Raw genomic sequence first — 20,298 nt, 5'->3', positions numbered from 1 at the left:
CAGCTACCCCGCCTCTTACCTCAAAATCACCCCATGCCATCGAGCAAAACTCACCACTGCCCCGCACTCTTTCTCACCGCCTGTTCCTCTGGTCAGGGCAAAACCACAGTAGTCGCCGCGCTTGCCCGCCATCATCGCCGTCTCGGGCGGCGGGTACGGGTGTTCAAAACGGGGCCGGATTTTCTCGACCCGATGATCCTCACCCGCGCCAGCGGCGCTGAGGTCGCGCCGCTCGATCTGTGGATGGTCGGCGAGGCATTGTGCCGCCATAAACTCTATGACGCAGCGGGTGAAGCGGATGTGATATTGGTCGAGGGCGCGATGGGACTGTTCGACGGTTCACCCTCGGGCGCGGATCTTGCCGAAACTTTCGGGCTGCCGGTGGCGGCGCTCATTGACGCACGCGGCATGGGTCAGACCTTCGGAGCCTTGGCGCTCGGGTTGGCCTGTTACCGACCCGCGCTCCAATTTGCCGGCATCGCCGCGAATCAAGTCGGCAGTGCGCGTCATGCCGAAATGCTTGCCGCTGGGCTACCGGATGCGGTGCGCTATCTGGGCGCGATTCCACGTTTCGCTGAATCCGCGACCCTGCCGAGCCGTCATCTGGGCTTGGTGCAAGCGGCGGAAATTGCCGATCTTGACCAGCGACTTGATGCCGCCGCCGATCAGCTCGCAGGGCTGGCGCTTGCTGAACTGCCCGCGCCGGTCGCCTTTGCGCCGCCGTCCTCTGAACCCGAACCGCTGCGCCCCTGGCTTGCGGGTCAGCGGATTGCCGTCGCACGCGATGCCGCGTTTTCCTTTATTTATGCCGACAATTTACGGCTATTGACAGCATTAGGCGCAAAACTGAGCTTTTTTTCACCGCTCACTGACACGACCATCAGCGCCGATGCGATCTATCTGCCCGGCGGCTATCCTGAATTGCATCTTCAGACGCTTGCGGCCAATACCAGCATGAAACACGCCCTGCGCACGCATGTTGCTGCTGGCCGTCCGCTCTATGCCGAATGCGGCGGGATGCTCTATCTCCTAGAACAGTTGACGGATCAACACGGACAACATGCGAACTTAGTCGGCGTCTTGCCGGGGCGCGGACAGATGCAGGCACGGCTGGCGGGTTTGGGGATGCAGGCACTCAGAACGCCGCTTGGCTGTCTGCGCGGACACAGTTTTCATCACTCGACGCTCGACACACCGCTGACGCCGGTTGCATTCAGTGAACGCCAGCGCGACGGTCGGCGCGGGGAGGTGGTATATCGGGTCGGCGCGGTGCAGGCAAGCTATCTGCATCTGTATTTTCCATCCGCCCCCCGCGCAGCGGCGGCGTTGTTTCAGTAGTCAGCTTCCAGCGTTTAGACGCTTAAACGCACACAATTCCGCCCGGCTGCTTTCGCCGCATAGAGCGCGGCATCGGCGCGTTCCACAAGCGCATCATGCGCTTCGCCGCGCTGTGCCAACGCCACACCAAAACTGGCCGTTGCGGTGCCGACCATCGAAAACGTGTGTTCAGCGATGCTGCTCCGGAGCTTTTCGGCGGTTTGTTCCGCGCCCATTTGGTCGATGTACGGACACACGATCATAAATTCCTCCCCACCCCAGCGCCCGACGGCATCGCCACGGCGTAATTGCGCCCGTAATAACCGCGATAATTCGATTAAAACCTGATCGCCTGCTAAATGACCGTATTGATCGTTGACGGATTTAAAATGATCGATGTCGCACAAAATCAATCCGAATGGTTCGCCTGTGGTATTGAGATTATTGATTAGACGATTCAAGACGGTTTCGATTTTGCGTCGATTATAAACCTCGGTCAGCAAATCGGTATTCGCCATGCGCGTGAGCGTGCGGGTCTCGCGCTCTTTGGCTTGGCGGGCGAGTTCAGCAGCAATTAACTGCGTTGTGCGTTCATCTAATGCACTGGTCATCTCATTAAAATTATGGCTGAGTTGATCGACTTCCTCGATGCCAACTGGCTGCAATCGCCGTTGATCGAGCCGCTGTCCTAAATTACTGGTTGCAGCAGAAAGCGCCTGTAAGGGCGAAACAATGCGATCTGCCAGCCGCCGCACTGACATCAACAATACCAGAAAAAACCCGATATAAAACCCGATCAACACGCCAATTGCCGCATAGCCGATGCGATTGCTCAAATCGCGCAGGGCGGTGATCGGCGCGAGAATGCGCGATTGATTGACCAACACCATCAGCCGCCAGCCGGTTTGTGAAATGTGCTGTTGCAACAAGACATACTGCGTTTTGCCGATTTGCAATTCTAATAAATGCTGCCCGGAGCTAAAAAATTCGAGCATTCCGGTGCGAAAATTCGGATTTTTACTGCGCAAAATATTGTACGCATCCGGTTTACTGTGGGTCATGCCGAGTGGTGCGGTGTAATCATGTTCGAGCAATTCACGCAGCCCAAATACCTGCTCAATGCGCGGCGGCATGGCTAAAATGGTGCCGTCGCGGTCAATCAGAAATGGCGTTGCATCCCAAGATAAATCGAGATCGAGCACATGACGGATCAATTTATCAATCGTCACATCTAATCCAGTGACCCCTTCAAGTACATCGCCGCGATAAATCGGCGCGATGCTGGAAATCACCCAACCTGCGCCCGCTGGATCGAGATAGGCACTTGTCCACACAGCTTGGCGCTGGGGATTATGCGCGGCATCCGCTTCATAATAAAACGTCAGTTCATTCACATCCCAACTGGGGCCAAACAGCGCGGCGGCATCATGGAGAAATGGATAGAGCCGATTCATGGCATCGGCTGTATTCAGATAGGCTTGGGTAACAATTAGATTAGTTTCAACAATGGCTTGGAATAGCGGATCCAATTCTTCGCTGCATAGGGCTTTGTGCTGTTCGGCCTCACCAATTGGCGTGGTTGCGGCGTAATACAAACTCGCGCCGCCGTTATCCTCAGTTTTGTAATACGCGCCATTGGGATGACGTTCTAAACGCGGCGGGCCATTCGGGAGCCGACAGCCATCGGGATGGGCAAAAAATGTTTCCTGTGCGCGTTGTAAGACGCCAGTGAGATGCGCTACTTCACCAAGCTGGGTGTTAATACTGTGCGCTTCGCTGGTAATAATGGTGAGCAGGTTATTTTGTACTTCCTGCAATAAGGTTGCTTGATTGCGGCTGGAAATATACAGATTGATGCTGAAATACAGCGTCAACAGCACAATTTCGATGGCCAGCATCGGAATTAAGGCGCTTTTGAGATAATTGCGATAAATCAGCCGTTGCAGACTGACCGGCGTGGTAGCGCGTTGCATCAGTTGTGCGCCTTGTGTGCAATCAAAAGTGAGACCGGCATCGCCGTGCGCCAGCCGTCGAAGCGTCCGAGCGGTGCGGCGTGAGCGACTGAAATCCGCGTGAGATCGCCGCTGATCTGGGCGCGGAGTGCGACGAGTGCTGCTTCGCTTTGCAGCGTGACCGCGTTGGCGACCAGCCGCCCACCGGGTTTGAGCGCCGCCCAGCAGCGGTCGGCGACACCGGCGACGGTCAGGCCACCGCCGATAAAGATCGCGTCGGGCGGTTCCAGATCGGCGAGTGCTTCCGGTGCGTGTCCGGCGATAATCACCAAATCGGGGACGCCGAGGGCGTCGCGATTGCGGGCGATGCGGGCGCGGCGTCCGGCGTCGGCTTCAATGGCGATGGCGCGGCAGCGGCTGTCGGTGCGCAGCCATTCGATGCCGATGGAGCCACAACCTGCGCCCACATCCCACAGCAATTCGCCGGGCTGTGGCGCTAAATGGGCCAGTGTCACGGCGCGTACATCACGTTTTGTCAGTTGGCCATCGTGATCGTAAGCGGCATCCGGCAGTCCAGCGCGGCGCGAGAGCGGGAGCAGATCGGGCGCGGCGCGACAGTCAACGGCGATGAGATTGAGCGCCGCGCCGTCGGGATGTGTCCAAGTCGCGGCAGTGCCATCAAGCCGCCGTTCGTGTGCGCCACCGAGTCGTTCTAGCACGGTGAGCTGACTCGGGCCGTAGCCGCGTGCGGTCAGTTGCGCGGCGAGTTGACGCGGTGTACTCGCGTCGGCGGCCAGCACCAGCAGCCGTGCGCCCGGAGCCAGATGCAGATTGACCCGCGCCAGCGGACGGCCATGCGCGGGGATGATCTCGACCTCTTGCAACGCCCAGCCGAGTCGCGCTGCGGCGAGCGAAACGGAGGCGGGCGCGGGCAGGATGCGCAGTTCGGCGGGCGGCAGCCGTTGGGCTAGTGTTGCGCCAATGCCAAACAGCATCGGGTCGCCACTGGCAAGCACGCAGACCGGCTGACCGCGCCGCGCCAAAAGCTGGGTATAAGCCAATTCAAAAGGACTCGGCCAAGCGTGGCGCTCTTGATCGGGACGCTCAGGGATGAGCGCCAAATGCCGCGCTCCGCCAAACAGCACCTGCGCTGTGTCGAGCGCCTGACGCGCCACTGCACTTAAACCGGCGTATCCGTCCTCGCCGATACCGATGACCGTGAGCCAAGCAACTGAAGCGGGCGCGGCGGGCGGTGTGGTCATGCTGAATATCCTGAATATGCGCTTTAATATTCGCGCAATCCCAACACATCTTGCATATCAAAGCAGCCGCGCTCGTGGTCAGCAATCCAGCGAGCGGCGCGGGCGGCCCCGCGTGCGAAGGTCATGCGGCTGGATGCTTTGTGGGCGATCTCGACGCGCTCGCCGTCAGCGGCAAACCAGACGCTGTGCTCGCCGACCACATCCCCAGCGCGGATGGTTTCAAAGCCGATAGTGTGACGGGCGCGAGCACCGGTTTGACCTTCGCGGCCGTAGACAGCGACTTCTTTTAGATCGCGCCCGAGTGCGTCGGCGATCACCTCGCCCATGCGCAACGCCGTTCCCGAGGGCGCATCAACTTTATGCCGATGGTGGGCTTCGATGATTTCAATATCGACTTCATCGCCGAGCACGCGGGCGGCGATGTCGAGCAGCTTAAAGCACAGATTGACGCCAATGCTCATATTCGGCGCGAACACAATGCCGATGTCAGCGCCCGCCGCCGTAATCGCGGCGCGTTGCGTGGCGTCGAGTCCGGTGGTGCCGATTACCATGCGTTTACCGGCTGCGCAGCAGAGCGCCAGATGCGCCAGCGTTGCGGCGGGCGCGGTGAAGTCGATCAAGACATCAAAATCAGCGAGCACGCTCGCCAACTCCGCCACGATGGGCACCTTGAGCTGTCCGACGCCGGCCAGCTCGCCGGCATCTGCGCCGATCAGCGAGCTACCAGCGCGTTCAGTCGCTGCGCCGAGCGTCAGCCCGTCGGTTTCCGTGACGGCTTGAACGAGGTTATGTCCCATCCGCCCGCCTGCGCCGGCAATGGCGATTCTGATGTCACCCATATTTGAACCTCAAAACTTGTGTTGTGATGATGGAACCGCACAGGACGCTAATTAAAAATCTTGGTGCGCTTTGCGCCTTTGCGGTTCAAATCACCCGATCTCACCCGGTCGCGGTCTGAATCCACTCAACCCGCTTGTGCATGACGCCATAGTAAACCACTGGAATCACAACCAGCGTCAAGACCGTCGAGACAAACAGCCCAAACAGCAGCGCCACCGCCAAACCAGAGAAGATCGGGTCATCGAGAATAAACACCGCTCCCGCCATTGCCGCCATCGCCGTCAGCGCAATCGGCTTGGCGCGGACGACTGCCGCATCAATCACCGCCCGTTCGAGGCTCATCCCAGCGCGAACCTGCTGATTGATGAAATCCACCAGCAAGATCGAGTTGCGCACGATAATCCCCGCCAGCGCGATCATGCCGATCATCGAGGTTGCGGTGAACTGTGCGCCCAAGAGCGCATGACCGGGCAGAATGCCAATCAGCGTCAGCGGAATCGGGGCCATGATGACCAGCGGCACCAGATAACTGCGGAACTGCGCGACCACCAGCAGATAAATCAGGATCAATCCGACCCCATAGGCTGCGCCCATATCGCGGAAGGTTTCATAGGTCACTTGCCATTCACCATCCCATTTGAGGCTATAGCCATAGGGATTAGTTGGCGCTTGCCGGTACCATTGATCGAGGCCCAATTGCGCGGTCAGCGTGGCGGCGATTTCAAACAAACCGTAAAGCGGACTGTCGGTTTCACCCGCCATATCGCCGGTTACATAGACCACCGGCAGCAAATCCTTGTGATAAATACTGCGCTCGCGGCTGTCACTGACCACCGTGACGATCTCCGACAGCGGCACCAGTTGCCCGCTCTCCGCCCGCACCCGCAGCGCCAGCACCTGTTCCAGATCGGCTTTATCGGCCTCGCTGTATTCAACGCGGATCGGCACCGCATATTTCACATTGGCACCGTGCAAAAAGCTCATATCCTCACCATCGAGCACGGTTGCCAGCGCAGTTGCGACGCTCGATTGCGCCACACCGAGCCGCGCCGCTTTAGCGCGATCCACAACCAGCGTCAGCTTGCGCGACGCAGATTCGACCGAATCATCGACATCGACAATATCCGCTGTGTGCTCGAAAGTCTCGCGCACCTGCCGCGCTACCGCGATCTGACCGTCATAATCCAATCCGTAGACCTCGGCGACTAGCGGTGCCAGCACCGGCGGCCCGGGCGGAATCTCAACCAGCTTGGCATTGCCCTGATAGCGGCGGGCGATGGCTTGCAACGGCGGGCGCAGTGCCAGCGCCAGCGCATGGCTTTTTTGGTCGCGGTGATGGGCATCGACCAAATTCACCTGAATATCGCCCAGATGCGCCCCGTCGCGCAGATAGTATTGACGCACCAGCCCGTTAAAATTGATCGGCGCAGCGGTTCCGGCATAGAGCTGATAATCACTGACCTCGGGCACGGTCTCCAGATATTCGCCCATCTCGCTCAACACGCGCAGCGTTTGCTCTAAGCTGGTGCCTTCGGGCATATCGAGCACGACCTGAAATTCGCTCTTGTTGTCGAACGGGAGCATTTTGAGCACCACCGTGCGATTGACCGCGAGCCAGAGCGAACCGCCAATCAGCAACAGAATCGCGCCGAGCAGCAGCCAACGATTGCGATGACCGCGCCGCCCGCTCACAAATGGGCCAATCAATCGCTCAAATACCAGCGCCAAGCGGTGCGCTCCCCGCTCTGACCCGTGACCACCCGCGCCGCTCACGGCGGGTGCGTGCTGAACCCGTCCCAGCATCTGATTAGTCATCCAGGGCGTGAACACAAAGGCGACAATCAGCGAAATCAGCATCCCCATCGAGGCATTGATCGGGATTGGACTCATGTACGGCCCCATCAAGCCGCTGACAAAGGCCATCGGCAAGAGCGCGGCAATCACCGTAAAAGTTGCCAAAATCGTCGGCCCGCCGACCTCATCGACCGCACGCGGCATCAGATCGAGCAGCCGCCCGCCGTGTATCGCTAGGTGACGATGAATATTCTCGACCACGACAATCGCGTCATCGACCAGAATGCCGATGGAGAAAATCAGCGCAAACAGCGAGACGCGATTGAGCGTAAACCCCCACGCCCAGGACGCAAACAGCGTTAGCGCCAGCGTCACAATCACCGCCGCGCCGACGATGATCGCCTCGCGCCAGCCAATCGCAAACAGCACCAACAGCACCACGGAAGCCGTCGCAAAACTGAGCTTGCTCATCAGCTTTTGCGCTTTCGCGTCCGCCGTCGCGCCATAGTTGCGGGTGATGGTGACTGCGACGCCATCGGGGATGAACAGGCCGCGCAGTTGCTCAAAGCGGTCGCTAACAGCGGCGGCGACATCGACGGCATTGGTTCCGGCTTTTTTTGCTACCGCGATAGTCACTGCCGGACGTGTCCAGCCGGCCACGCCTGCTTGCGCACCCGGCCCAGCGCCCATCAGCACCGCTGTGTCCGGCTGTTCCGGCCCGCGTTCGAGCGTGGCGACATCGCGCAGATAAACGGGTCGTCCGTCGTGGACGCCGACCACCAATTCGCCGATGGCATCCGGTGAGGTCAAAAAGGTACCGGCCTGCACCAAAATGTCCTGATTCTCTGCCGTAATGTTCAGATTATCAGCAATGCGATTGCCCGCTTGCAGGGCGCGGCGCAGGCTGTCGAGATCCAACCCATAGCCAGCCAGTCGCTCCGGCTGCAACTGCACGCGCACCACCTGTTCCGGTGCGCCCACTGTGTAGACATCGCGGGTATCGGGGACGCGCTTGATTTCCTGTTCGAGCGCATGGGCAACCTGTCCGAGTTCATAGGCACCGATGCTGGCATCATCCGACCACAGGGTTGCGGTCAGAATCGGCACATCATCAATGCCCATCGGTTTGACAATCGGCGTGCCAACGCCCAGATTCGGCGGCAGCCAATCTTGATTCGATAGCACCGCGCTAAACAGTCGCACAATGGCCTCGGTGTTGTCCTCGCCGACTTCATATTGCACCGTGACCACCGCCAGACCCGGACGCGAGACCGAATACACATGGTCGATGCCCTTGATCTCCGAAAACACCTGCTCGGCTGGCCCGGCGACCAGATGTTCAATTTCACTGGCCGATGCGCCCGGAAACGGGATGAACACATCGGCGAAGGTCACGTCGATCTGCGGTTCTTCTTCGCGTGGTGTAATCAGCACGGCGAATACGCCCAGCAGCAGCCCGACCAGCGCCAGCAGCGGCGTGATTTCGGTCGCTTGAAAACGCGCCGCGATCCGCCCCGACAGGCCGAGTGGCTTGATGCGTTTCGCTCTGGTGTTCTCAGCAGGTGTGTGCTCAGTCATGGCGCACCGCCTCGCCGGTGACATGCCGCAGCGGTGCTTGGGTTTTGAGGCGTGCGCCAGCGGCGATGGGATCGAGCGCAACCTGCTCGCCCTCGGTCAGACCCGCAAGCACGATATAGGCATCATCAAGCGCCCGCCCGAGACGAATCTGGCGCAAATGAAGATGCTCGCCCTCAGTAATGACATACACGCCTGTGACTTCGGAGCGATGCACGACGGCGGCTTTGGGCACCATCAGTTCGGATTTCTCACCGACGGCAAAGCCAGTCTTGACATACATGCCCGGAAACAGCCGCTGGCGGTCGCCACTTTCACATGGCGGCAACTCAATGCGCACCTTAAAGGTATTGGAACCGGCATCAGCGAACGGAAACACCGTCAGCCGCGTCGATTCGAGGCGCGTGCCATCGGGCAAATACACCCAAGCACGTTTCGTCGTCGCCGCTGCCCCACGCAGCGCCGGAATCACGCTCTGCGGTACATCGACCGTCACCCGCAATTCATCAAGCGAAATGCCGGTCATAATCGACGTGCCCGGACTGGCGATCTCGCCGAGTTCAACATGCCGATGGGTGACAATGCCCGAATAGGGCGCACGGATTTCGGTATAGGCCAACTGCTCTTCCGCTTCGGCCAACCGCGCCCGCGCCGCATCGAGTTCAGCCCGCGCACCGGCTAACTCGGTTTTCGCTTTATCCATATCCGAATCCGAGACATTGCGCTTTTGATAGAGTCCAGCGATGCGCGTGTGCTCATCCTCGGCACGATCCAGACGCGCAGTCGCGGCCTTGACATCGGCGCTGGCCTGACTGACGCGGGCGCGGTGTTCGGTGTCTTTGAGCCGCGCAATCAACGCATTTTTCTCTACAAAATCATCGACATCGTAATGCATTTCTTGCACCTGCCCCTGCGTCTGCGCGGCAATGGTGGTCTGATTGACCGCCTCAACCGTGCCATCGAGCCGATATTCACGCGGCACGGTTTGCGCCACCACCGGCGCAGTGAGCAGTGGCGGCGGATTGGCACAGACCGTGCTATTTACCAACAGCAGCCCGGTCAGCAGCAAGATCGAGCGCATTAAACCCATGATCGTCACTCCGAGTATATTAGTCTTTGCTAATGTTAGCAGTTTTGAGCTTCCGGTTATTAGCTTCCAGCCGCCAGCCAAGCGAATGCGTTGGTAAAGCTGACACGCTGCCACCAAATAACAAGCTGGCCGCTGAAAGCTGTTTTCAACCTACACCCATCCCGCACGTATGGAACTGACGAATCACATTATTTTGCTTGGCTCTTCGGTGGTCTTTGTCAGTGTACTGGCCAGCGTGATTACCGCGCGAGTCGGGGCACCGCTGCTGCTGGTATTTTTGGTGATGGGGATGCTGTTCGGCGAGGATGGCCCAGGTGGGATCGTGTTCGACGATACGCAGCTTGCGCATTTGCTCGGCAATCTCGCGCTGGCGGTGATTTTGTTCGATGGTGGATTAGCGACCTGTTATAAAGATTTTCGCGTCGGTTTGCGTCCGGCACTCGGCTTGGCAACGCTGGGGGTGCTGATGACCACCGCGATCACCGGCCTGTTTGCGGTCTGGTGGCTGGAACTCAGTTGGCTCGAAGGCTTATTGCTGGGGGCAATTGTCGGCTCGACTGATGCGGCGGCGGTGTTCTCGCTATTGCGCTCGAACGGCATCGAACTCAAACAGCGCGTCGGCGCGACGCTGGAAATCGAATCCGGTAGCAATGATCCGATGGCGATTTTTCTCACTGTCGCCTTAATCGAGCTGTTGCGCACTAATCCCGACCATATCGGGCTGATGCTGCTGACCGAATTTATCCGGCAGATGGGACTGGGCACACTGTTCGGACTGGGCGGCGGTTTTGGGCTGGTGTGGCTGGTCAATCGGCTCAAAATGTCCGCTGGACTCTATCCGCTGGCGATCATGGCCGGTGGGATGTGTCTGTTCGGTATCACCGCGACGCTCAACGGCAGCGGCTTTCTCGCCATTTATCTCGCCGGTATTGTCATCGGCAATCGTCCGCTCGAAGCGCGGCTAGAAATCAAGCGATTTCACGACGGCCTAGCGCGGCTGGCGCAGATCGGCATGTTTTTGATGCTTGGACTGCTGGTCACGCCGTCGGCGCTGCTGCCGGTCGCCGATGATGCGCTGCTGTTTGCGCTGGTGCTGATTCTGGTCGCACGCCCGCTGGCGGTGTGGCTCTGTCTCTGGCCCTTTCGCTTCCCGTGGCGCGAACAGGTGTTTATTGGCTGGGTCGGCTTGCGCGGCGCGGTGCCGATTATTTTGGCATTGTTTCCGCTGCTGGCTGGACTGAATCAGGCCCCAATGATCTTCAATATCGTCTTTTTCGTGGTGCTGGTCTCGCTGCTGATTCAGGGCTGGACAGTCATCGGACTAGCACGCAAATTGGAACTGGAAGTGCCGCCGAGCACGCATCTGGTGCAGCGCGTTGAACTCGATATTCCTGGGCAGCAGGAACTGGAATTGGTCGGCTATCGTCTCGCCGCCAATGCCCCGATCATCGCCGACGCCGCCGCACTGCGCACGCGACTGCCGCCCGGAGCGCGGCTGGTGGCGGTGTTGCGGAGCGGGCAATGGCTCGATCAATGCGGCCCGGTGCAGATGCGGGCTGAAGATCATGTCTATTTGCTGGCCGATCCGAGCGAATTGAGCGAACTCGACCGGCTGTTTGTCGCCGTACCCGAAGCGGAAGCCGAACGCCTGTCAGAGCAGGCATTTTTTGGTGAATTTGTGTTGCAGGGCAGCTCGCGTTTAGCCGATCTGTGCGCGTTCTATGGGGTCAAAGCCGACCCAACTGACGCGGCGCTCACGCTCGATGCGCTGATGCGCCGCGCACTCAACACGCATCCAGTCGTCGGCGACCGGCTGCAACTCGGCGCACTCGAATTAGTGGTGCGGGCGGTTGAGGACGACCGCATCACGCAAGTTGGGCTGAAATTGCCGCGAGAGATGTGAAGCGGGAGCAATCAGCTACCAGCCGTCAGCTTATTGCTGGAAGCTGGCGGCTGGAAGCTCTAAACATTAAACCGAAAATGAATTACATCGCCATCTTGCACGACATATTCCTTGCCTTCTGAGCGCAATTTTCCGGCTTCTTTTGCGCCCTGTTCACCTTTGCAGGCGACAAAATCATCATAGCCGATCACTTCAGCGCGAATAAAGCCGCGCTCAAAATCGGAATGAATGACGCCCGCTGCTTGCGGTGCTTTTGATTGCTGGGGGATTGTCCAAGCGCGGACTTCTTTTGGGCCGGCGGTGAAATAGGTTTCCAGACCTAATAGCCGATAACCCGCCCGCACCACGCGATTTAAGCCGGGTTCATCTAATCCCAAATCGGCTAAAAACTCATCGCGTGCCGCATCATCGAGTTCTAAAATCTCCGCCTCAATCGCCGCACAGACCGGCACCACCACCGCGCCTTCACTCGCCGCTAATTCCCGCACCTGATCGAGTAATGGGTTTTGCTCAAACCCATCCTCGGATACATTGGCGATATACATAGTCGGCTTGGCGGTCAATAAAAACAGATCGCGCAATTCATTCAGTTCATCGTCATCAAAACCCAATGCCCGCACTGGCTTACCGCTATCAAGCTGGGCCTGAGCGCGTTCTAACAGTTCTTTGCGCTTAATGATCTGTTTATCGCCGGTTTTCGCCGCACGCTGGGCACGATCTAAGGCTTTGCTCACTGATTCTAAATCCGCCAAAGCGAGTTCAGTGTTAATCACCTCAATATCACCGAGCGGATCGACTTTACCGGCGACATGAATCACATCGTCATTTTCAAAACAGCGCACCACATGCGCTATCGCATCGGTTTCGCGGATATTGGCGAGAAATTTATTGCCCAAGCCTTCGCCTTTTGAAGCGCCAGCGACCAATCCAGCAATATCGACAAATTGCATCGAGGTCGGCAGCACTTTTTGCGGCTTAGTGATCGCTGCAATCACATCGAGTCGCGGATCGGGCAAGGGCACGACGCCGACATTTGGATCAATGGTGCAGAAGGGGTAATTTTCAGCCGCAATCGCTGCTTTGGTCAGCGCATTGAATAGGGTCGATTTGCCGACATTAGGCAGACCGACGATACCGCATTTAAATCCCATGAGTGATAAACCGCGTTGTAATCAAAGAAAAACAGTGGGTGCAGACAACCGAACCGCAGAAAAATGAGACAGGATTAACAGAATTACGCAGGATTTACAGGATTTTTTAAAAATTAAATTTTGTTAATCCTGAATCATCCTGTCAATCCTGTCTTGTTTTTCTGTCAAACAGATCAATCCGTGCGCGGCTCAACTGGATCGCGGTTATAGCGATCTTCAAAGCGCACAATATCATCTTCACCCAGATAACTACCGGATTGCACTTCAATCAATTCCAATGGAATCCGGCCCGGATTTTCCAGCCGATGTGTGACACCAACCGGAATATAGGTCGATTGATTTTCGGTCAGCAGAAAACTCTTGTCATCGCAGGTCACACGCGCTGTTCCTGAAACAACAATCCAATGCTCGGCGCGATGATGGTGCATTTGTAATGACAGCGATTCGCCCGGTTTAACTGTCAGACGCTTGACCTGATAACGCGATCCTTGACCAATGGATTCATACGCACCCCAGGGGCGATGAACGCGCTGATGATGAATATATTCATTGCGCTGCTGGCGTTGCAGAAATTGCGTCACCGCTTTAACATCCTGCGCCGCGTCTTTGGTCGCGACTAATACCGCATCCGGTGTTTCAACCACAATTAAATTATCGACACCAATTGCAGCTAACATCCGATGCTGGGCAATCAGCAAATTATCATGGGCATGATGCACAAAGGCATCACCGTCGAGCACATTGCCGCTGCTATCCTGTTCACGCACCGCCCACAACGCCGACCACGCGCCGACATCTGACCAACCAACATTGAGCGGAATCACCAGCGCCCGCGGCAGCGCCGTGCCCGCCTCGGTTCGTGCCGCGAGCGACAACGGTTCCATCACCGCATAGTCGATGGAATCGCTCGGACAGGCCGCGAAGAGTTCGGCATCAAGGCGCAAAAACTCGCCATCGGGCGCGGCGGTGGCGATGGTCTGCTGCACACACTCGGCGATTTCGGGGCGAAAACGGGCAATCAGCGCCAGCCACACCGACGCACGGAGCACGAACAGACCGCTATTCCACAGATAGTCACCCGAAGCCAGATAGCCTTGCGCGGTCGCCGCATCGGGTTTTTCAACAAAGCCATCGAGCACCGCAGCCACGCCGTTGAGTCCAGTCGCATCCAGAGCTGCGCCCTGCCGGATGTAACCGTAGCCGGTTTCGGGCGCACTCGGCACAATCCCAAAAGTGACAACTGCGCCAGCGCGTGCCAGCGCGTGCGCATCCGCGACCGCTGCCCGAAATGCCACCTCATCGCGGATCACATGATCGGCGGGCATCACCAGCAGCACCGGATCATCGCCCGTTTGCTGGGCGACCAGCGCCGCGAGCGTCAGCGCCGGTGCGGTATTGCGCCCCTTTGGTTCGAGCACAATCGCCGCCGCTTGGCGGCCGATCAAGCGCAACTGTTCGGCGACCAAAAAACGATGCGCGTCGTTACACACCACCAGCGGATCGCGCACCACAATCGCCTGACGCGGGTGTTCTGCGGTCAGCCCATCGAGGCGGCTGACCGTCTCTTGCAACATGGTATGCTGACTGGTGAGCGGCAGAAATTGCTTGGGATAGGCTTCACGCGACAGCGGCCACAGGCGCGTACCGGAGCCACCAGAGAGAATAACGGGTTGTATGGGCATTGACGTGGCTTCCACAGTGAATACTGACTAGCAGGATTTATAGGATAATTCAGGATTAACACGATTGAATAATTAAAAATCCTGTAAATCTTGCCTAATTCTGTCAATCCTGTCTCAAGAAAACTAGACAGGATTAACAGGATAATTCAGGATTAACACGATTAAATAATTAAAAATCCTGTAAATCTTGCCTAATTCTGTCAATCCTGTCTCAAGAAAACTAGACAGGATTAACAGGATAATTCAGGATTAACACGATTGAATAATTAAAAATCCTGTAAATCCTGCGTAATTCTGTTAATCCTGTCTCAAATTAAACTGCGTTCGGCGCTGCTCGGATAGCGCCCGCGTATCACCAACGCATCGACAGATCGCCCATGACCACTGATTTAACCCAGCTTGCCCGGATACTCCGCGCCACCGCCGCAACCGCGATTCTCCCGAACTGGCACGGCATCACCGCCCAGCATAAAACCGATGGCAGCGTGGTCACCGAAGCGGATCTCGCCGCGCAACGTTATTTAACCGAGACGCTGGCACGGGATTTCCCCGGCATTCCGCTGCTGGGTGAGGAGATGACCGCCGCCGAACAAGCGCAGTTGCTGGAGCGGGCAAACGGGGCGCTGTGGGTGGTCGATCCGCTGGATGGTACCAGCAACTATGCCGCCGGATTTCCGGCGTTCTCGATTTCGCTGGCGCTGATTGAAGGCGGTCAACCGACGCTCGGCGCAATCCTCGATCCGGTGCGTGATGAATGTTTCGTCGCCGCACGCGGTCAAGGCGCATGGCTCAATAACCAGCCGATTCAACCCAGTGCGCCCAGTTCCAAGCTGCGCGAGAATCTGGCGATGGTCGATCTCAAGCGCCTGCCGCCGGCGCTGCTGCACCGTGTCACCCGACAGACATGTTTTGGCTCGCAACGCTATCTCGGCTCAGTGGCGCTTGAATGGTGCTGGCTGGCGGCGGGGCGTTTTCAGCTTTATCTGCACGGCGGCCAAAAGTTATGGGATTATGCCGCCGGGCGCTTAATTGCCGATGAAGCGGGAGCGGCAGCCTGGCATTTAATTCCCGAAACGCTCGCATTGAGCACCACGCTGACGCTTGAACCACGCTTGGCGCTGGCCGCTGCAAATACCGAATTATTAGCAGCGTGGCAGACGTGTTTAGAACTGCATTAACCTGACAGCGATTCCATCCGAATCCGCACCACCGCGCCCTGCACCGAATCCAGCGCCTCAATCCGCGCAATCGCCGTATTCATCTGTCCTTCAATCACGCGATGCGTCAGCATCACTAATGTGACTTGCGTTTCACCTTTATTCGGCGCTTTCTGCTTAATCGCCTCAATACTAATGCCTTCTTCGCCCAAAATACTGGCAATCCGCGCCATCACGCCCGGACGATCAATCGCCGTAAGCCGCAGATAATACGACGTTTGAATAGCATCCATCGGCAATACCGGCGTATCAGCTAATTCATCCGGCTGAAATGCTAAATGCGGTACCCGATTACTTGGATCAGTCGTCAATGCGCGCGTCACATCGACTAAATCAGCGATGACCGCCGATGCCGTCGGGAGCGCACCGGCTCCAGCGCCATAATAAAGCGTTGGCCCAACTGCATCGCCTTTAACTAACACCGCATTCATCACACCATCGACATTCGCCAACAAACGCCGCTCAGGAATTAACGTCGGATGGACGCGCAATTCAATTCCATTCGCAGAACGCCGCGCAATACCGAGATGTTTAATCCGATAACCGAGTTCAGCGGCATTGGCGACATCTTGCGCATCAATCCGCGAAATCCCTTCCATAAAGCATCGCTCAAATTGCAGCGGAATCCCAAATGCCAGCGAACCGAGAATCGTCAGCTTATGTGCCGCGTCAATACCCTCAACATCAAAGGTCGGATCAGCTTCCGCATAGCCGAGTGCTTGCGCTTCATTAAGCACATCAGTAAAAGGTCGCCCTTTATCGCGCATTTCGGTGAGAATGAAATTGCCGGTACCGTTAATAATCCCAGCGATCCATTCAATATGATTGGCAGCTAAACCCTCGCGCAGCGCTTTAATAATTGGAATACCGCCAGCAACCGCCGCTTCAAAACCAATCATCACACCTTTAGCACGCGCAGCAGCAAAGATCTCATTGCCATGTTTAGCAATCAAGGCTTTATTAGCCGTGACGACGTGTTTGCCATTGTCAATGGCACGCATCACCAATTCAAATGCGGGTGAATAGCCGCCGATCAATTCGACGACGATTTGCACTGTCGGATCATCAACAACGGCAAACGCATCATCACTGATATGGCCGATTTGGTCTAAGCCTTCAATTTGCTCCGGGCGATAGTCGCGAGCGGCAGCGCGGGCGATTTCAATACCACGTCCAGCACGCCGAGCAATTTCGCGTGCATTGCGCGTCAAAACAGTTACCGTGCCGCCGCCGACGGTTCCCAAGCCCAATAGACCGATTTTAACCGGTTCCATGCAGTCACCTGAATCGTGTTGTGCGATTGTCGTATTAGCGTTATTTAATCGGTTTAACGCCGAGATCTTTGCAGATTTTCACTGCTAACATGTCATCAATTTCATTGTGTCTTGGTATAGATGAGCGTCTATTTTGCTCAGGATTCCACCACCAAGAATGATTAGCGCCTTCTCTCAGTCTATCGCAACCCTGTGAGCGCAAATATTTCAATAAAGCATTTCTTTTCATCCTGCCTATACTGCAATTTTTTCTTCAATATAATTTAATCCTGCTGCTAATATCGCTTCTTCTCGATTAAATTCCAGTGCTTCTTGTAACGTGATGCGTAGTGAATGAAGCAAGGCTTCATATGTTGATTCTTGGCAATTCACACCTGGAACTTCTTCAATCCAGCCAATCCAGCAATTATTTTGCTGCGTTATAATCGCGGTATAAATAGACTGTGAGTTCATTTTCGTTTTATTTTGCTAAAAGCAAAAAAGCCAGAACACAAACTTAGTTGCATTCTGGCATTGTTTAGTCGGCCAATCACCCACCCGCTCGCGCATCGCGTCGGAACATCTCTTTAATGCCGCGAATGGCTTGGCGCGTGCGATGCTCATTTTCGATCAAGCCAAAACGCACATGAGTATCGCCGTATTCGCCGAAGCCAATACCCGGCGCAACCGCGACCTTTGCATCACGTAAGAGCTTTTTAGAAAATTCCAGCGATCCCATTGCGCGATAGGGTTCAGGAATCGGTGCCCAGACAAACATCGTCGCTTTTGGCAACTCGACTGGCCAACCGGCGGCATTTAATCCAGAACACAGCACATCGCGCCGACTCTGATACATATCGCTGATTTCGCGCACACAGTCCTGTGGGCCTTCGAGTGCTGCAATCGCCGCCACCTGAATTGGCGTAAAGGTGCCATAATCCAGATAGGATTTAATTCGTGCCAATGCCGAAACCAGCGTTTTATTACCACACATAAAGCCAACACGCCAGCCAGGCATATTATAGCTTTTTGATAGCGTAAAAAACTCAACCGCAATCTCTTTCGCTCCAGGAATTTGGAGAATCGAAGGCGGTTGATAGCCATCAAAGGCAATATCGACATAAGCGAGATCATGGATGACCCAGATCCCGTGTTCGGTGGCAATATCAATCACTTTCTGGAAAAAATCCAGCTCAACGCATTGCGTAGTTGGATTGCCGGGGAAATTGAGCACCAGCATTTTTGGCTTCGGCCAGGATTCCTGAATCGCTTTTTGCAATTCTTCAAAGAAATCCACATCCGGCGTCAAACGCACATGGCGCACATCAGCACCAGCGATAATGAATCCATAGGGATGAATCGGATAGGCCGGATTCGGCACTAATACCGTATCCCCGGCGCTCATGGTTGCTAGGGCTAAATGCGCTAAACCTTCTTTCGAGCCAATGGTTAAAATGGCTTCGCTTTCCGGATCTAAATGCACATCAAAGCGATCACGATACCAATTACAAATCGCCCGACGCAGACGCGGAATACCGCGTGACATCGAATAGCGATGGGTGTCAGGGCGCTGCGCGGACTCAATGAGCTTGTCAACGATGTGCTGGGGTGTGCCCTGATCGGGGTTGCCCATGCCGAAGTCGATGATGTCCTCGCCCCGCGCTCGCGCCTCGGCCTTCAACTCGTTGACGATGTTGAAGACATAGGGCGGCAACCGCTTGATGCGGTAAAAGTCTGACTCGGGGGCGACCACGGCGAAACCTCATGTGGATGATGGTGGGTGAAAGCTGTTAAGTCTACCGCCGCCGGTTGACTTTTGCACATCCGGTATGTTTTTGAGTTTTTGAGCCGACTACCCCGATCACTGGCCAAAAACTCTCTCGCACCATGCCCTGATATCTGATTCCGCCCAGTCGCGGTGTTCCGCAAGATGCCCCCACACCGGACGCGGCCAGCAGGCATCATCGGGACGACGCCCGATAATATGGATATGCAGTTGCGGCACCAGATTACCGATCCAAGCGACATTGATTTTGGGATAGTCCAGCGTGCGCAGTGCATCGGCAATGCGCGTGCAATCGGCCAACACTGCCTCACGGTGCGCGGTCGGCAGATCTAAGAGATTGGCCAGATCGGTTTCAGGAACCAGAATGAACCAGGGCACGGCAGCATTGCGATGCAGCAAGAGGTGGGTTGCCGGTAAACGCCCGAGCACATGGCAATCGGCTAAAAGTTGGGGATGGAGCGCAAAGGATGGTGACATCAGGTCGGGTCAGGTAGAAATAGCAACGGTGTACGTTAACATGCGTTTTACTGATTCAATTTCGTTAATAAACTCTACAAAAACTTGTAAAAAATTAACGCGCATTCTCAAGGAGAATGGGTGAATCCACCAAAGCTCGTAGAAAGATTCCACGAGCGCCGTTGATGTCACGATTAACCGTGATCCCATCTGATGTAATCATTTTTGCTGACCCGATATTGAGCAATTTACCGTTCCAAGAAACAGTTTTGCTGGTATAGGCTTCGCAAACTCGAATGAGTCTTTTGCCTCGTTCAATACACTTCTGCTCAAGTCGCTGCCCAAACTTGTAATGGCTAAAAGACAATAGCGACCTGACAGATTTCTTGCGCAACTTTCTGGCTGTTTTAACAACCATCTGTTGCGTATCAAACGTAGGTAATAAGATCACATCAAAGTTATCAGTGAGAAATCTCGCTACCTTCCAATGCAATTCATCTATCAAGTTCTTTATTTTAACTCGAATTTGATTCGCTGCATTGGTGAGCGACAAGCGTTTACGCTTACTTTTCTCACGGTCTTTTCGTGACAACAGATCATCCAAATGCTTTGCGAGTCTCGCAATTCTTTGGAAGTCTTGTTGCCCTAGATGACCTGCGAACTGGTCGCTAAAGAACGTTTGAAATGTTCGTATTCCTGGGTCTAGGGAGACTAAGCGCCCTTGGTTCTCGGTACGCTCGGTGCTTTTTGTAACAGGAATAGCGACATACCAATGTTTTGCGTACTTTACAACGCGACCATCTCGCAGATTCACCGGAAGTTCCTCAGAGAACTTTAGGCTCCCTAAAGACCTTACGTTAAACCCGCGACGGTCTTTTGACCATTGATCGTTTCTAAGAGGCTGTCTAGAAACTGGCAAATCAGTTTTTTTCTAGCCAGCGGCTAATTTATAGCGAACTTGATTATTGCAAATTTGGCGAAGCAACAATCGACTAGACGCTAAGTAAACTTGAGACTCAC

Annotated in this window: 16 protein-coding genes; 3 read left to right on the top strand and 13 right to left on the bottom strand. The window is 55.9% G+C overall.

Annotated elements, in window-relative coordinates:
• Positions 1-33: 33 nt before the first annotated feature.
• Positions 34-1,338, top strand: coding sequence for a cobyrinic acid a,c-diamide synthase CobB (locus BLW10_RS09195; protein ID WP_091334135.1), 1,305 nt, complete (start codon positions 34-36; stop codon positions 1,336-1,338).
• A 14-nt stretch (positions 1,339-1,352) separates the two neighbouring features.
• On the opposite strand, the gene BLW10_RS09190 is transcribed toward BLW10_RS09195, so the two are convergent.
• From BLW10_RS09190 to BLW10_RS09170, 5 genes are all read right to left on the bottom strand, one after another.
• Positions 1,353-3,290: a sensor domain-containing diguanylate cyclase gene (locus BLW10_RS09190; protein ID WP_091334133.1), complete on the bottom strand. Its 1,938-nt coding sequence runs from the start codon at positions 3,288-3,290 to the stop codon at positions 1,353-1,355.
• On the bottom strand, positions 3,290-4,531 hold the full coding sequence (gene cbiE, locus BLW10_RS09185) for a precorrin-6y C5,15-methyltransferase (decarboxylating) subunit CbiE (protein ID WP_091334132.1): 1,242 nt from the start codon (positions 4,529-4,531) through the stop codon (positions 3,290-3,292). Before cbiE ends, BLW10_RS09190 begins: the two co-directional genes overlap by 1 nt.
• Positions 4,532-4,554: 23 nt before the next feature.
• Entirely contained in the window at positions 4,555-5,370 is an 816-nt protein-coding gene (gene dapB, locus BLW10_RS09180; RefSeq protein ID WP_091334130.1) for a 4-hydroxy-tetrahydrodipicolinate reductase, read from the bottom strand.
• A 100-nt stretch (positions 5,371-5,470) separates the two neighbouring features.
• A complete protein-coding gene (locus tag BLW10_RS09175) occupies positions 5,471-8,743 on the bottom strand; it encodes an efflux RND transporter permease subunit (protein WP_091334129.1) in 3,273 nt (1,090 codons plus the stop codon).
• Entirely contained in the window at positions 8,736-9,821 is a 1,086-nt protein-coding gene (locus BLW10_RS09170) for an efflux RND transporter periplasmic adaptor subunit (protein WP_091334156.1), read from the bottom strand. The genes BLW10_RS09175 and BLW10_RS09170 overlap by 8 nt, the downstream gene beginning before the upstream one ends.
• Before the next feature lie 178 nt (positions 9,822-9,999).
• On the opposite strand from BLW10_RS09170, the gene BLW10_RS09165 reads away from it, so the two are divergent.
• Complete coding sequence (locus BLW10_RS09165; RefSeq protein WP_091334127.1) at positions 10,000-11,733, top strand: potassium/proton antiporter; 1,734 nt, start codon at positions 10,000-10,002, stop codon at positions 11,731-11,733.
• A gap of 59 nt (positions 11,734-11,792) precedes the next feature.
• Here BLW10_RS09165 and ychF read toward each other — a convergent pair whose 3' ends face one another.
• Positions 11,793-12,884 carry a redox-regulated ATPase YchF gene (gene ychF / locus BLW10_RS09160; protein WP_091334125.1) on the bottom strand — a complete coding sequence of 364 codons (1,092 nt, stop codon included), beginning with the start codon at positions 12,882-12,884 and terminating at the stop codon, positions 11,793-11,795.
• Positions 12,885-13,057: 173 nt separating this feature from the next.
• Entirely contained in the window at positions 13,058-14,566 is a 1,509-nt protein-coding gene (locus tag BLW10_RS09155; RefSeq protein WP_091334123.1) for a mannose-1-phosphate guanylyltransferase/mannose-6-phosphate isomerase, read from the bottom strand.
• 377 nt (positions 14,567-14,943) lie between these two features.
• On the opposite strand from BLW10_RS09155, the gene BLW10_RS09150 reads away from it, so the two are divergent.
• Positions 14,944-15,744 (top strand): inositol monophosphatase family protein, encoded by an 801-nt coding sequence (locus BLW10_RS09150; protein WP_091334122.1) that lies wholly within the window; start codon positions 14,944-14,946, stop codon positions 15,742-15,744.
• Here BLW10_RS09150 and BLW10_RS09145 read toward each other — a convergent pair.
• The 6 genes from BLW10_RS09145 to BLW10_RS09120 all read right to left on the bottom strand — a co-directional run bounded on the left by BLW10_RS09145 (position 15,741) and on the right by BLW10_RS09120 (position 20,092).
• Positions 15,741-17,057, bottom strand: a complete 1,317-nt coding sequence (locus BLW10_RS09145; RefSeq protein WP_091334120.1) for a homoserine dehydrogenase — start codon at positions 17,055-17,057, stop codon at positions 15,741-15,743. The genes BLW10_RS09150 and BLW10_RS09145 overlap by 4 nt on opposite strands.
• A gap of 40 nt (positions 17,058-17,097) precedes the next feature.
• The gene (locus BLW10_RS14485; protein WP_091334118.1) at positions 17,098-17,286 is read right to left on the bottom strand and encodes a type II toxin-antitoxin system HicA family toxin; all 189 of its coding nucleotides are present in this window, start codon (positions 17,284-17,286) and stop codon (positions 17,098-17,100) included.
• A 5-nt stretch (positions 17,287-17,291) separates the two neighbouring features.
• On the bottom strand, positions 17,292-17,510 hold the full coding sequence (locus BLW10_RS09135) for a type II toxin-antitoxin system HicB family antitoxin (RefSeq protein ID WP_091334117.1): 219 nt from the start codon (positions 17,508-17,510) through the stop codon (positions 17,292-17,294).
• Between the two features lie 76 nt (positions 17,511-17,586).
• Entirely contained in the window at positions 17,587-18,789 is a 1,203-nt protein-coding gene (gene alaC / locus BLW10_RS09130) for an alanine transaminase (RefSeq protein ID WP_091334115.1), read from the bottom strand.
• A 108-nt stretch (positions 18,790-18,897) separates the two neighbouring features.
• Positions 18,898-19,299: an HIT domain-containing protein gene (locus BLW10_RS09125; RefSeq protein WP_091334114.1), complete on the bottom strand. Its 402-nt coding sequence runs from the start codon at positions 19,297-19,299 to the stop codon at positions 18,898-18,900.
• 94 nt (positions 19,300-19,393) lie between these two features.
• Entirely contained in the window at positions 19,394-20,092 is a 699-nt protein-coding gene (locus BLW10_RS09120; protein WP_091334112.1) for a zinc ribbon domain-containing protein, read from the bottom strand.
• Between the last annotated feature and the right edge of the window lie 206 nt (positions 20,093-20,298).

This window comes from Allochromatium warmingii (assembly GCF_900107145.1).
GTDB classification, from domain to species: domain Bacteria; phylum Pseudomonadota; class Gammaproteobacteria; order Chromatiales; family Chromatiaceae; genus Thermochromatium; species Thermochromatium warmingii.
This window is presented reverse-complemented; position numbering and strand designations above follow the sequence as displayed.

Excerpts from the sequence above, each read along its gene's own strand:
- ychF (WP_091334125.1), bottom strand. The coding sequence starts at position 12,884 with ATGGGATTTAAATGCGGTATCGTCGGTCTGCCTAATGTCGGCAAATCG.
- BLW10_RS09170 (WP_091334156.1), bottom strand. The coding sequence starts at position 9,821 with ATGCGCTCGATCTTGCTGCTGACCGGGCTGCTGTTGGTAAATAGCACG.
- BLW10_RS14485 (WP_091334118.1), bottom strand. The coding sequence starts at position 17,286 with ATGAAAAGAAATGCTTTATTGAAATATTTGCGCTCACAGGGTTGCGAT.
- BLW10_RS09175 (WP_091334129.1), bottom strand. The coding sequence starts at position 8,743 with ATGACTGAGCACACACCTGCTGAGAACACCAGAGCGAAACGCATCAAG.
- BLW10_RS09125 (WP_091334114.1), bottom strand. The coding sequence starts at position 19,299 with ATGTCACCATCCTTTGCGCTCCATCCCCAACTTTTAGCCGATTGCCAT.
- BLW10_RS09190 (WP_091334133.1), bottom strand. The coding sequence starts at position 3,290 with ATGCAACGCGCTACCACGCCGGTCAGTCTGCAACGGCTGATTTATCGC.
- BLW10_RS09135 (WP_091334117.1), bottom strand. The coding sequence starts at position 17,510 with ATGAACTCACAGTCTATTTATACCGCGATTATAACGCAGCAAAATAAT.
- BLW10_RS09165 (WP_091334127.1), top strand. The coding sequence starts at position 10,000 with ATGGAACTGACGAATCACATTATTTTGCTTGGCTCTTCGGTGGTCTTT.
- cbiE (WP_091334132.1), bottom strand. The coding sequence starts at position 4,531 with ATGACCACACCGCCCGCCGCGCCCGCTTCAGTTGCTTGGCTCACGGTC.
- dapB (WP_091334130.1), bottom strand. The coding sequence starts at position 5,370 with ATGGGTGACATCAGAATCGCCATTGCCGGCGCAGGCGGGCGGATGGGA.
- BLW10_RS09145 (WP_091334120.1), bottom strand. The coding sequence starts at position 17,057 with ATGGAACCGGTTAAAATCGGTCTATTGGGCTTGGGAACCGTCGGCGGC.
- BLW10_RS09195 (WP_091334135.1), top strand. The coding sequence starts at position 34 with ATGCCATCGAGCAAAACTCACCACTGCCCCGCACTCTTTCTCACCGCC.
- BLW10_RS09150 (WP_091334122.1), top strand. The coding sequence starts at position 14,944 with ATGACCACTGATTTAACCCAGCTTGCCCGGATACTCCGCGCCACCGCC.
- BLW10_RS09155 (WP_091334123.1), bottom strand. The coding sequence starts at position 14,566 with ATGCCCATACAACCCGTTATTCTCTCTGGTGGCTCCGGTACGCGCCTG.